Here is a 12,436-nt window from a genome sequence, read left to right as displayed (position 1 = left end):
TGGCATGTTATAATTGAAAATGGACACAGTGTGAGTGAGTCGAAGTGGTGTCTCCCATGAGTGAATATTGGGTATGTTTTATAGCAATCCTGTGGTAAACTATACCTGTAACGATTACGGGAAAGACCTGATGCTAGTATAAAGATTTGGTTTGCGGGGTGGTGAGGCCTGTATGACAACATACCAGATTAGATCGAACATTACGTATAATGAAAATATACTTGATGAGCTAAGAACGGAAAAGCGGGAAGTTGAGCGGAAACTCGTTGAGTTGGATGCTTTAAAAGTAAAAGTATCAAATTTACAGTCAAGGTTTGGAGACAAACAGGAGCATCGGAAAACGATGTTGTTAGGTGTTACTCGCAGTACGATACAAAATAAAATTTTAAAAACATACTATGATGGGATGAATGGTCTGCTAAGTGGAACTGAATTTAGTAATGCCTACGAGGGGCTTTCTGAATCCAAACGGAGAATCGATTCGAAAATTGCAGGACTGGATCGGGAACTGAGTCGCTGCAATGAGAACATTGCATACAGAAATGAACGTTGTGAGTACTGGCGAGCTCAGCTGGCGATTGCTTTAGCCGAGGAGGCGGAATGATGGATCCTGATTTGATTATTGATGATGAGTATGTGTATGCTGTAGGGAATGACTGTAATCAGCGGGGTAAAAAGCTGGAAGATATTTTGGATGAATATGTGGTAATTCTGAAGGAGATTAAATCAGAGGCCATAATGGCAGGAAACGTATCAGAGGCATTGGAGGCTTTTATTGGATGTGTGGAACCATTAAAAGATCAGATCACAGAATTATCCAAAAGAGTAGAAGAAAGAAGCTCCAATTTCATACAGGATGTGAATGATGCCGATCAGTATTTGTTTTGAGTTGAGGTAAGTGTATGGAGAAAATTAATGTAAACATTGCTGCTCTAGAGGGGAAAATAGAAAAGCTGATGGCGCTACAAACTGAGTGTAGCGGTATAGAAGTAACAGCCAATACACTGCAAGGATCTGGAATGTCTATTCAAGTTATTCACGCCATAGACGATGAGTATGCACAGTTGAAAGAAACAATGCTTACGTTACTGAGTAATTCTATTGCATTTTTCCAAAATGTGAAATCGAGTTTAGTTGAGGCGGATGATAATGCAGCGAATCAATTAAATTAAACTAAGGGCAGGTGGCGGTACATGAGAAGAGACTTTTCGGAATCTGCACGTCAAGAGCTCCTTTCCTTGGTGAAACAAGTGGAAAACGAGAAGTGGTGTGATTTCACCGATTGGTTTGGAGATCGATGGTATGATTTTGAGGGCTGGATTGGACAACTAGATATAGGAAAATACATCGATAATTTAAACGAATATCATAAAAAAGTTATTGATAAAAATAATACTACGGCTGAAGACATTAATAATATTTTCACAGCGGTCAACAACCACAGCGAGAATTATCGGGGAAGATTTTTGGCCATCCTCACAGATTTGCAGTCGTACCGGAAAACCCTTGATTTAATTTCTGATGTGGTATTACCTGGAAATGGGCAATTTAATTCAAACTATATTGGAAATGGCTTGAAGAACGCCGTCAATACATATTTAGAGAATAGCAAATTACTAGAAGAAATGTCTGGAGATGGCTTGACTAGTGAAAAACTGAACGATGTAGAGGATCAGGATCAGTTTAAGCAGCTTTTGGATTCCATGGGAAGCACATTGATTGCTTTGATGCCAAGTGTTGGTTTGGGGCAAAAAATTGAAATACCGATTGGTCCTGATCTCAAGTTTTATTATGCTGTGGAAGGTAAGGTTGATGTAAACAGTAATGTAGACCTAAATATGGTGATAGAGGATCAAAAATTAAAGATTAAAGATTTTTCTATGGAATCTGGTGGAATTTTGAATGTGGGAACTTCATATGGTGCAGATGGGGAAGGCAGCGTCTCTGTTGGTTCTGAAAATGCCAATGTAAGCTTTAATGTTAATAATGCTCAGGTAGAAGGCAGTGGTAGCGTGGTTGTGGGGAATAATACCTATACCGTTACCATACGTGTCAGTGCAGCATCTCTTGAACTGGAGAAGGCTATTATGACAGAGATAGATGGTGGATCTGTAACGTCTAAAGTGGGGATCGTCAAGGATAACAATCTCAACTGGAAGCCAATTCCTGTTCCCGTTCCTGTTGAAGTACCTTATCCAGATCCGATTCCAGAGTTTGAGATTGATTGGGAAACGGTTGGTACCGTAGCTGTCATTGGTACGGTTGTCTATGCAGGAGTATATATAGGTGCTGCGATCTACACAGGAGGTGGATCATTAGTAATTTTACCACCGCCGCTTCCAGCTTAATCGAGGTGTTGTTTTATGTCTAGAGTAAAAAAGAGTGCATATGTCCTGTTGCTGATTATTATCTGCGTACAACTTTCGGCATGTAAGCAAGGAGAAACAAAGGAAAACGCGACAAAAATTGTGTTTTCAGAAAAGTTCCTAGGAATTGCGCAGATGTCACCAGAGGATTGGATGACGGATTTAATTGATACGAGCGAAGGAAATTATGAGAATGTATATGTGAATGATGATGGTACTACAGTTACACTGGAAATTACCGATGAGCAAAAGGAATACTGGCTCACATCTAGAGCGGAGTTGCTGGACGATTTAAAAAGTCAATTTGCTCAGCTGGGAGATGGATATAAGATAGAGTATAATGACGACTACAGCCATATTGATCTATATTATAACCTAGAGTTAGATGCGTATGATGCTATTTACTATGTCATGTATACCGAAACGTTTTGTGCGAGTCAGCAACTCTTTTCAGGAACGGGGCATGACGAGTGGATGGTGAGTTTTAATATTTATAACTCAGATACTGGTAAGTTAGTTACCAGTGGTAATAGCGACACCGGACTATCCTATAATGCAGCCGATTGGGAGGCAAGTATGTAAATGGAGACAGTGTTATTTAAAAAAATATCGGTTGAAATACCTGAAGAATTTGAATGTGTAGAGGGCGGAGTATGCAAGCATTTTTTCGGTTCAACGCAGGTAGATTACGCATTTCATCCTGAAACTGCCGATAGTGCAATTGGGGTTATTTACACAGACATGGCCTTGAAGAATGATATAGTAAAAGACAGAATCATTGAATATCAACAGTACTACAGTAGAATGGTACCGGGATTTAAAATGGGAGAAATGAGGATTAATGACCAGACAGGGAGAAATGTGGCGTTTTTTTCCTACAAATCTAATGCACCTAAAATAGATTTATACAATATGTTGGCAATTACCACACTAGAGGACAGAGAATTGATCTTTTTGTTTTCTTGCGACATCAAACAGTCTATTAAATATATGTATAAATTCCTTCGTGTGTTAGATTCGATGTCATTTCTATAAACGAAATTCCATTAAAGTTGATAAAATCCTGGAGACAGTATAAATTTTGCTGCTATACAGAAGTCTAGGGGACAGTAAATACTTCCCCCTACTTTTAAGTATATGTATGGCTGCCCAATGTGATTTCTCTGCCAGATTTGAGCTGACCACACACCCAGCCACAGACCGCCGTGGAACACACGGATACCCCATGGCTAGAAAGTGACGGAAAGCAATCAGACTGGAGCGGAAACCGCGGAAAAGAAGCCGAAATAATTAGAAAAAAGTCCCCTTTCCGCTTGGTAAGGATGAGGTCGGCAGTTCGAATCTGCCTAGCAGCTCCACGAGAAACCTCGGAACGAATGTTCCGGGGTTTTTTGTTTGCCATAGGAACATGCAGCGCACTGGACCATTCGTCCGGTGCGCTTTTTCGCTTTCCCTGACAAGGAAACATAACTTTGACACAAGTATGTGGTATCATAAAGATGACGAGAGGAGGGTGATCCCATGGAGAAGGTTTTGCTGGTGGAAGATGAGAAGCGCATCCGGGACATTGTGCGGGACTACTTTACCGCCCACGGCCTGGGCTGTGATCTGGCCCGGGACGGGGCGGAGGCCTTGGACTTGCTGCGGGACCACGACTACGACGCCATTTTGCTGGACGTACTCATGCCGGAGCTGGACGGCTTCCAGGTGTGCGCGGCTGTGCGCCAAAATAGTCCGGTGCCCATCCTCTTTCTCACCGCTTTGGGTGGGGAGGAGGACATGCTCCGGGGCTATGCCCTGGGCGGGGACGACTATGTGACAAAGCCCTTCTCTTTGGCGGTGCTGCTGGCCAAAACCCAGGCCCTCATCCGCCGCAGCCACGGAGGGCAGGCGGGGGTGCTTACCTGCGGGGCCATCACCCTGGACACGGTGGGCCGCACCTGCACGGCGGCAGGGCAGCGGGTGAAGCTCACCCCCAGGGATTACGAGCTGCTGGAGTGTCTGTTGCGCCACCGGGGCTGCACCCTCACCCGGGCCCAGCTGTTGGATAAGGTGTGGGGCATTGACTTTGAGGGGGACGACCGGGCGGTGGATGTGCGCATTCGCAGTCTGCGCACGGCCCTGGGCCCGGCCGGGGGCCAGATCAAGACGGTGTTTAAGGCGGGATATCGGCTGGAGGAGGTGTGACCATGAAAACCAAACGGGCCAGGCGGCTTCGCTGGCGGCTGGCGGTGCCCCTGACAGTGGCGTTTTTCCTGCTGTGGCTGGGTACCATGATGGTGCTCACCAATTCCGCCTGTGACCGACTGGAGGGGACGGTGTCCCAGGAATACGAGTATGCCCAGAAGGCCTTGGAAGAGCAGTGGGAAATCTACCAGAACAATCGGGACAACGGGCTGGGCGCCCAGGCCGACCATATTCTCATGTACAACCTCAGCGCCGCCTCGGGTGGCCTCACCGACATTGGCGAGGGGGGCATGGCCTTTCTGGTGCGAAACAGCTTGGGCCAGGAGGTCCACAGTCAGCTGGCCTATGGCTACGGGCACGAGGCGGGGGTGGACCAGGGACAGCGGTGGTACCTCTACTTTGACAGCGGTCTGGACGACCAGGGGCAGCTCCAGTTGGCCCGGTGGCTCACCCAGCACCGCAGCCGAAGCTGGGACTTCGCCCTCTACCCCCCAGACAGTTGGCCGTGGGACACGCTGACCGAGGATGGGAGCAATCCGCCCAATGCGGACGGCACCTATGCCCGGGTGACGGGGGTGGAGCGGTCTGGCTATGCCATGGATGTGCAGAAGATCGAGCTGGTGCACCCGGATGGCACCACAGAGACCATGGTGGAGACGGACACAACCGGGGAGGACTCCATCACCCTGGAGCTGAAATTTATGAGAGTGGCCAGCGTGCTCGTCCCGGATTATTACAGTGACAGGAACGATGGCCCCATCGACATGGAGCTGCGGCTGTCTCACTTCCGGGCGGCCCAGAACCGGGTGCACCAAGGGGCCACGGAGATGCATGGCAGCAGCCTCACCGTCAGTGCACAGCTGTTTGGAATCTCTCAGGGAGACGGCAACGCCATGCGGGTGGTGGGTGGACAGTGTGACATTCGCCGAGCTGCTGTGCAGGGACAGTGGTTTCTCTACATCAGCACCTTTTTGCTCACCGCAGCGGCGGTGCTGCTTCTCTCTGCCCATCTGTCCAAACAGGTGACGAGGCCGGTGGAGCAGCTGAGCCGGGAGGCCCAGAAAGGCCGCTGTAAAACAGACGGCCCAGTGGAGGAGCTCAACGCCTTGGCGGAGGCCTTTAACGACGCCCAAGACCAGCTGGAGGGCCAGCTGGAGCGAGAGCGGGCCTTTACCCGTGGGGCGGCCCACGAGCTGAAAACCCCCTTGGCCATCATCCGCACCCATGCCGAGGCCCTGGGGGAGGACATCGCCCCGGAGAAGCGGGGGGAGTACCTGAATATCATCCTGGAGGAGAGCGACCGCATGGGCCAGCTGGTGGGGCGGCTGCTGGAGCTGACCCGGCTGGAGTCCGGCGTGGCCCTGAACGTGGCGCCGCTGAATCTGGCCGACGTGGTGCGGGAGGTGTGGAATCCCTTGGCCCTCCAGCTGGAACAAAAGGAGGTCTCTTTGTCCCCGGAGCTGGAGGAGGTCTGGCTGGAGGGGGACCGGGAGCGCCTGAAGGAGGCGGTGGGAAATCTGGCCTCCAACGCCCTGCGCCATGTGGAGAAGGGAAAGCGCATCCAGGTGTCCCTGGTGAAACAGGGGGAGCAGGTGTGTGTTTCGGTGTACAATGACGGCCCGCTCATCCCCCAGGAGGACCTGCCCCACCTCTTTGAGCCCTTTTACCGGGGGGACAAATCCAGAAGCCGGGACAGCGGCGGCACCGGGCTGGGGCTGGCCATTGTCCGGGCGGCGGTGTCCGCCCACGGGGGCAGCTGCGGGGTGGAACAGCGGGCAGGCGGGCCCTGCTTTTGGCTGTGCCTCCCGGTGGGGCAGGACGAAGGGACGGTTTCTTAAGAAAAACATAATTCTATGGCAATACAGTTGTGTTTTTGTGGGAATGCCGGTATAATGACACCAGAGAAAGCACCGATTCGGTGTAGAGAAAGAGGGAACAAGTTATGCAAAAAAGCTCGCTTCTCAAAGTCATCAGCATTCTTTTTATCATCTTTGGTGCCCTGAGCTTGCTCTCCTCTCTGGGTAAGTTCACAGAGAACGCAGCCTATGGGGGCATGGGCATCGGTACCTCCGTGCTTGCCTTGGCTGCTGCCGCTCTGGAATTGGCCGCTGGCATTCTGGGTGTCCAGGATAAGGACAACCTGGATGTGTGCAAGACCCTGGCCATTGTCCTCATCGTGCTGGCTGTCATCAACGGGCTGCTGAGCATCCTGTTGGTCACCACCTTTGTGGGCGTAATGGGCGGCTCTGCGGGCCTCGGCGTGGCGGCCGGCGTTCTGACGGGCGTGATTGTGATGGTGTTTGCCCTGCTGCTGCCGGTGTTGTACATGATCGGCATCAAGAAGTCCAGAGCATAAAACCCCAGCCGGGCTCAGACGCCCGGGAAAAGAAAAACAGACCGAAGAAATACCCCTGGTGTGAACATCACACCAGGGGGATTGTGTTGTCGTGTGCCTTACAGCACGTACTGGGTGGCGTTGATGACTTTGGTGTCCAGCGCCCCTTTGATACCGCCCAGGGCGGCTTTGATGGTGTCGCCGATGCTGCCGCCGTCCATGTGGTCAGCGCGCCCCACTTGGGCCACATCTTCACAGACCATGGCCACGGCGTCCTCCAGCGCCTCGCAGCACTGCACCACGGCGCAGTCCTCAATGTGCAGCCGTTCCATAATCCACTCCCGGGGAATGTCGTCGGCGATATGGACGAAGGCGCAGTCGCTGACCAGGATGCCCTTGGGCTGCTGCTCCAACATCCACTTGGTGATCTTCACATAGGGCTTGTCCTCCACCACGGTCCCTTTGGGCTGGGTCACCTTCACGGCCCCGGACACCTCGGTCAAAACGGAGAGCAGCTGGTCTTTGTGCTCCTGGGGCACCTTGATATCGCCCTGGACGTTCAGGTACTCCAGCCCTTCCAAGGCGGCGTTCTGTTGGGGGACGGTCACATCTCCGATGACATATAGCTTCTTGCCGTAGCGCCCCACGGTGGACTCGTCCAGGGTGATATCATCCAGCACCACGGCGGTGTGGTCGGGAACCAGGATGAGCTGGGCCTGCTCGTCAATCAGGTCCACCAGCTCCCCCGCCTTGGACTGGGCCACGATCACCTCTTTGGAGCGGAAGGAAGCGCCCTTACTGCGCAAGGAAGCGCCATCCAGCTGGGGGTCCACCATAATCATCCGACGGGCAGACCAGTACAGGCTGTTCTTGGCCCGGAGAGCGAACACTTTGTCGATGACGGCGCTGCGTTTGAGGACGATGGCCCCGTCCGGGTAGCAGGTGGTAGCGCCGTTGACGTTGATATCGGCCAGGGTGGCATACATGCTCTCCGGGCAGGTGAGGGTGCCGTTGACCGTGATGCCCACGCAGTGTTCCAGCTGCTTCTGGGTGTGGGGGTGAATGGTGAGTACCCCATTGACCATGAGGTAATAGGGAGCAGAAGAGACGGCGTCGCTGTCATGAATCTCATGTTTGCCATTGATGGCCCGCAGATGCACGTCTCTGGCCACTTCCAACACAGTGGCACAGTTCAGGGTAACGGGCAGCTTGCTCATCACTGCTTTTCCCTCGGGGCTGGTGAGCAAGGCGGCGCTGTTGATGACGATGGTCTCGTAATGGGCGTAGTTCTCCTCCTGCATGGTTCTGGCGTCACAGGTGGCGCAGTTGACAATCAGTTTTTTAGCCATGTCTATTCCTCCTCTATGGTTGCAGTTGTTGTTTCAGGTAGTTCCGACACCGGGACAGTTTGGATCGGACGGTGCCCGGGGGGATGTTCAACATCTGGGCAATCTCCTGGGCGGTGTAGCCGTCAAAATAGCGCAGCTGAAAGATGGTTCGGTCCTGTGGGGCGATGCTCTGGAGCAGCATGGCGGTCTCCACCTCGGGGATGCCGGATGGCTCCCACAGGGGCAGTTGGACGCTGTGCAGATACTCCTGCTCCAGAACGGCCCGACGGCAGCGGTCAAAGAAAAGGTTTTTGAAGGTCCGATAGAGCCATGCCCGCTGTTGACTGGGCGATAAATCGGTCACTGTACTGGCGTGGATCAGGGCTTTGATAAAGGTCTCCTGTACCAAATCTTCCGCCAACTCCTTGCTGCCGGTCATGCGTGTGCCGTAGGCCAGCAATTCGGTTTGATACCCTTCGTATAAATCTTCCCACAATGAAGTTCGCCCCCTTTCTGCTTGGATAACGGATGGGGAGGGAAAAGTGTTGCAACCAAAAAGAAAAAATTTATGGCGCAGTCCGCCCCGGCACCCATATGGGCACCGGGGCGGACTGTGAATTTCCTCAGTAGTAAAACCCTTCCCGCCTCAGCAACTGCACCAGTTCCAGGATTTCCGCCCCATCCACATCAAAGGGGAGGGTGAAGGAAAACCCAAGTTCCGGTTCGTTGCAGGCAAGGAGATTCTCTTTGAGCTCCTCTATGGTCTGTCCGGGGTGATAGAAGTCAGCCAGGTAGTCCTCCACGCCGTAGGCTTCAAAGTCATATTCCGCAAACTTGTTAAAAGAATAGTTCAGAGCAGTGGAACGCCTTAGTTTTGTGGATACGGAAATGTGATCCGGTTGCACTTCAATATCGCAAAAGCCTTTCACCCCAATCACCGGAATAGGATAGGCTTCTCTTATCCAGGTTCCATCTTCGTTTTTGTGATAGTGACCACCATACCATCCTACTTCCAATTCAAAGACCCTGTGAAACAGGGCGTGGAATAGTTGCCCCGATCTTGTCTCTAATCGGTCATAGAAACGTTGCATCTCATGGAAAAGTTCCTGATTCATGTGACCACCTCACATAAGTATTGAGCACAGTATAGCACAGAAGAAAGGTTTGCGCCACAGAGCTGAAGCGGGACGGACATCCCCGATTACCGTGACCCACATCCTGACCCACACGGGGAAAGGAGCAGCTGGAACCAACGGACACAACAGTGCCGCCCACCACGGCCCGGTGGAGCCAACAGGGCCGGAAAGGGCCAAAAAGCAGCCCATAAACGGCTTCCAGTCAGTTGGTAAGGATGAGGTCGGCAGTTCGAATCTGCCTAGCAGCTCCACAATAACCGCTCTTTTCGTTAAGAAAAGGGCGGTTTTGTTGTATTTACGGGACTTTATTGCCATGATAAAATGTGCAGATTTTTGGTTGACCACACAACCAGCCACAGACAGAGAAAAAATGGCCTCTGGAGCGCTTGACTCCAGAGGCCTTGTTGCGTCTCAGCTCACTTTTGGGTTTGGTTTCAGCCGTTCTTTTTCCACGGCGATCTCCGCTTTCATTTGCTGGATCAGGTTTGCCAGCAGTTCCTCACATTCCTCTCTGGTTTGAGCGTACACATTGCGGGCGTGTTTTTTGCCATCTGGCCAGATGGGGGAGTACCGTCCTTCCCACAGATGGTCGTTGATCTGGCTGATACAGCCGGTGCCTGGCTTGCGGCGCTTGCCTTTGTGGGGCTGAAAGGTGCTGGGGGCGGGTTTGCGGGGCGCAGTTTCAGTGGGGTGCAGGGAAGTGTGTCTTCCAATCCCTTGATCGATTTTTGCCGCTGCGGTGCGCTGCATCTCGTCGGTGACATGGGCGTAGATGTTTAGAGTGGTGGTGCTGGACACATGGCCGATGATGGTGGAGAGAGTCTTGACATCCATGCCGTGTTCCAGGGAGGCGGTGGCAAAGGTGTGGCGCAGGTAGTGGAAGCGGATGTGCTTACAATCGGCCCGTTCCAGAACCGTGGACAATCGCTTACGCACTGCCGCTGGGTCCATGGGGGAGTCCTTCTTCACCGGGGAGGGAAACATCCACCGGGAGGTACTGGCCTTTTGGTAGGCTTCCAGGACACCCAGAACCGGGGCGGGGAGGACGACGCTGCGGTTGGAGGCCTTCGTCTTTGGCTGGGACACCACCAGTTCTCCTCGTACTCGATGCACCTGCCGCTCTACCCGCAGAGCACCGGTATTGAAATTCAGGTCATCCCATTGGAGGGCGCAGATTTCGCCTCGGCGCAAGCCGGTGGAAAGCTCCAGCAGGAGCAGTTCATAGCACCCATCCTCTCTGGCCTGAATGAGAAGCCGCTGGATCTCCTCCGGGGTCAGTACCTGCATTTCTCTGCCCTTGGCAGGGGGCAGTTTGCACCCGTCCGCAGGATTGCGAGCAATGAGGTGTTCCTCCACTGCCTGCTTTAATGCCCCGTGGAGGGTGGTGTGGATGCCCCGGATGGTCTGGTCGGACAAGCCTTCCCCATAGAGCTCTGTCCGCAGCAGTCTGCCGCCTTGCTTGGCCTGGGTGTAGAATTGCTGAATGTCTCCGGTGGTCAGCTTGTCCAGGGAAATTTGACCCAGAGCAGGGATGATGTGCTGGTAGATCCGACGCTCATAGGACATCTGGGTGTTGGGGCGCAGGTTGGGCTTCTTATAGTCTTGGTACCAGTGATTGAGCCAATCACCCAGCCGCACACCTGCCTTGGACTGTTCCGGTGGCGGTACTTCCAGCTGTTCCCGCAGTTGGGCCAGTTTTTTCGCACACTCTGCCTGGGTTTTGGCCAGGACATTTTTGGTGATGGGCAATCCTTTTTCGTTACGCCCCACCACATATCGACCCTCCCAGCGCCCGTCCTTTCTCAGGTGGATGCTGCCGTCGCCACGTTTTCTGCGTTTTGCCATGGAGCCATCTCCTCTCCTAAGTAATCGGTGAGGAAGCCGCCCACAATTTCGGCGGCTTTCTGGTGCATTTGGGTTGTGGTGTGGGTGTAGGTGTCCACAGTGAAGCTGGCTTTGGTGTGGCCCAGGATGCTGGACAGGGTTTTTGCATCCACACCGCTGGATAGGGCATGGGTGGCGAAGGTGCGGCTGATCCGCAGGATTCCCTTTCGCTCATCCAAGTCAGACCACATCAGTCCACAGATTTCCCCCAGCCGAAGCCCAGTGGTCAGCTCTGTGTAGAAGAAGTCGTGCCAGATGGGGTCTTGAGCCACTGCATCCAGAAACTGCTCCATTTGCGCATCGCTGAGAACCTTCATGGCCTTGTGCACCACTTTGGGAGGCTTCACATGATCGGCGGGGTTGTGGGGCATCAGTCTTTGGTCTACCGCAGATTTCAACGCATGGTGGAGGGTGTTGTGTATGCTGCGGACGGTAGTGGGGGAGAGGCCACGGTTCTGCCCTGGATGGGGACGTACTCTGCCCCGGCTTTTTAAGGTATCGTAGAGTTTTCGTAAGTCATCTGAAGTGATTTGAGTGAGCCTCTTTTGTCCCAGATAGGGATTGACGTGGTGGTCCAGGCTGTTGCGGTAACGCTCCAAGGTATTGGGGCGAAGTACAGAGGCCATTTGCTCCAACCAGCGATCCAGCCATGCCGAGAGGGTCATCTTGCTTTCTTCGGTCAAGTCCACGCCCTGATAGGCGTCAATGTTCTGGCGAAGTTTGGCTGTCAGTTCTTTTTGCGTGTTGGCGTAGATATAGCGGAAGATGGAGTCGCCGTTCTCTTTGTGGCCGATGACGATGCGGCCTTCCCAGCGACCATCTTCCCGTTTGCGAACCATACCGTCTCCGGATGGTCGTCTTTTTGCCATTTCATGCACCTCCTAAGTTTATCTTTGATTTGCGGTACAGTTTCTGTGTGGCCTACCTCACAGAAGGGAACTTGTAAGGCTCGGCTACGTGCTGATAGAGTACGGCACCGCAGCGGCGGCATATCAAGTACTGCAGTCGATTCCCCAGCATGCCATGTTTCTTGAAGGTAATCAGCGCTTCTCCGTGCTGCCAGCCAACTCCGATATCCTGGCACCCGCAATATTGACACCGCTGAACCGGCAGTTGATTTGTCATCTTGTTTCGTTCTCCTTTCTCATTAGGCAATCGTTGCATTTTATCTCCTCTTGTTCAAAGGGGTACAGGCCATCC

The 12,436-nt window shown here is 52.7% G+C and carries 15 protein-coding genes; 10 read left to right on the top strand and 5 right to left on the bottom strand.

Going from position 1 to position 12,436, the window contains the following annotated elements; genetic code table 11:
* The first annotated feature begins 172 nt into the window (after positions 1 to 172).
* The 9 genes from E0L15_RS04850 (at position 173) to E0L15_RS04810 (ending at position 6,909) form a co-directional block, all read left to right on the top strand.
* Positions 173 to 604: a hypothetical protein gene (locus E0L15_RS04850; protein ID WP_168124724.1), complete on the top strand. Its 432-nt coding sequence runs from the start codon at positions 173 to 175 to the stop codon at positions 602 to 604.
* A complete protein-coding gene (locus E0L15_RS04845) occupies positions 604 to 888 on the top strand; it encodes a hypothetical protein (protein WP_168124723.1) in 285 nt (94 codons plus the stop codon). Before E0L15_RS04850 ends, E0L15_RS04845 begins: the two co-directional genes overlap by 1 nt.
* Positions 889 to 902: 14 nt before the next feature.
* The gene (locus E0L15_RS04840; RefSeq protein ID WP_168124722.1) at positions 903 to 1,172 is read left to right on the top strand and encodes a DUF5344 family protein; all 270 of its coding nucleotides are present in this window, start codon (positions 903 to 905) and stop codon (positions 1,170 to 1,172) included.
* A gap of 21 nt (positions 1,173 to 1,193) precedes the next feature.
* The gene (locus E0L15_RS04835) at positions 1,194 to 2,348 is read left to right on the top strand and encodes a hypothetical protein (RefSeq protein ID WP_168124721.1); all 1,155 of its coding nucleotides are present in this window, start codon (positions 1,194 to 1,196) and stop codon (positions 2,346 to 2,348) included.
* A gap of 15 nt (positions 2,349 to 2,363) precedes the next feature.
* Entirely contained in the window at positions 2,364 to 2,948 is a 585-nt protein-coding gene (locus E0L15_RS04830) for a hypothetical protein (protein ID WP_168124720.1), read from the top strand.
* Positions 2,949 to 3,401 (top strand): hypothetical protein, encoded by a 453-nt coding sequence (locus E0L15_RS04825; RefSeq protein WP_168124719.1) that lies wholly within the window; start codon positions 2,949 to 2,951, stop codon positions 3,399 to 3,401. It abuts the gene before it with no gap.
* A gap of 486 nt (positions 3,402 to 3,887) precedes the next feature.
* Positions 3,888 to 4,553, top strand: a complete 666-nt coding sequence (locus E0L15_RS04820) for a response regulator transcription factor (protein WP_168124718.1) — start codon at positions 3,888 to 3,890, stop codon at positions 4,551 to 4,553.
* Between the two features lie 2 nt (positions 4,554 to 4,555).
* Positions 4,556 to 6,391, top strand: coding sequence for a HAMP domain-containing sensor histidine kinase (locus E0L15_RS04815; RefSeq protein ID WP_168124717.1), 1,836 nt, complete (start codon positions 4,556 to 4,558; stop codon positions 6,389 to 6,391).
* 104 nt (positions 6,392 to 6,495) lie between these two features.
* Positions 6,496 to 6,909, top strand: a complete 414-nt coding sequence (locus E0L15_RS04810) for a hypothetical protein (RefSeq protein WP_168124716.1) — start codon at positions 6,496 to 6,498, stop codon at positions 6,907 to 6,909.
* Between the two features lie 98 nt (positions 6,910 to 7,007).
* Here the strand turns inward: E0L15_RS04810 and E0L15_RS04805 are convergent, their stop codons facing one another.
* The 5 genes from E0L15_RS04805 to E0L15_RS04785 all read right to left on the bottom strand — a co-directional run bounded on the left by E0L15_RS04805 (position 7,008) and on the right by E0L15_RS04785 (position 12,105).
* Positions 7,008 to 8,237 (bottom strand): hypothetical protein, encoded by a 1,230-nt coding sequence (locus E0L15_RS04805; RefSeq protein WP_168124715.1) that lies wholly within the window; start codon positions 8,235 to 8,237, stop codon positions 7,008 to 7,010.
* Between the two features lie 13 nt (positions 8,238 to 8,250).
* Positions 8,251 to 8,712 (bottom strand): RNA polymerase sigma factor, encoded by a 462-nt coding sequence (locus E0L15_RS04800; protein WP_168124714.1) that lies wholly within the window; start codon positions 8,710 to 8,712, stop codon positions 8,251 to 8,253.
* 127 nt (positions 8,713 to 8,839) lie between these two features.
* The gene (locus E0L15_RS04795) at positions 8,840 to 9,331 is read right to left on the bottom strand and encodes a hypothetical protein (RefSeq protein WP_087392603.1); all 492 of its coding nucleotides are present in this window, start codon (positions 9,329 to 9,331) and stop codon (positions 8,840 to 8,842) included.
* A 432-nt stretch (positions 9,332 to 9,763) separates the two neighbouring features.
* A complete protein-coding gene (locus E0L15_RS04790) occupies positions 9,764 to 11,197 on the bottom strand; it encodes a tyrosine-type recombinase/integrase (RefSeq protein WP_168124713.1) in 1,434 nt (477 codons plus the stop codon).
* Positions 11,155 to 12,105, bottom strand: coding sequence for a phage integrase SAM-like domain-containing protein (locus E0L15_RS04785; RefSeq protein ID WP_168124712.1), 951 nt, complete (start codon positions 12,103 to 12,105; stop codon positions 11,155 to 11,157). The genes E0L15_RS04790 and E0L15_RS04785 overlap by 43 nt, the downstream gene beginning before the upstream one ends.
* An 88-nt stretch (positions 12,106 to 12,193) precedes the next feature.
* Between E0L15_RS04785 and E0L15_RS12215 the strand changes: the two genes are divergently transcribed.
* On the top strand, positions 12,194 to 12,436 hold a 243-nt coding region (locus tag E0L15_RS12215), incomplete at its 3' end, for a hypothetical protein (protein ID WP_206020567.1).

This window comes from Pseudoflavonifractor sp. SW1122, from assembly GCF_012027765.1.
Classification (GTDB): domain Bacteria; phylum Bacillota; class Clostridia; order Oscillospirales; family Oscillospiraceae; genus Enterenecus; species Enterenecus faecium.
This window is presented reverse-complemented; position numbering and strand designations above follow the sequence as displayed.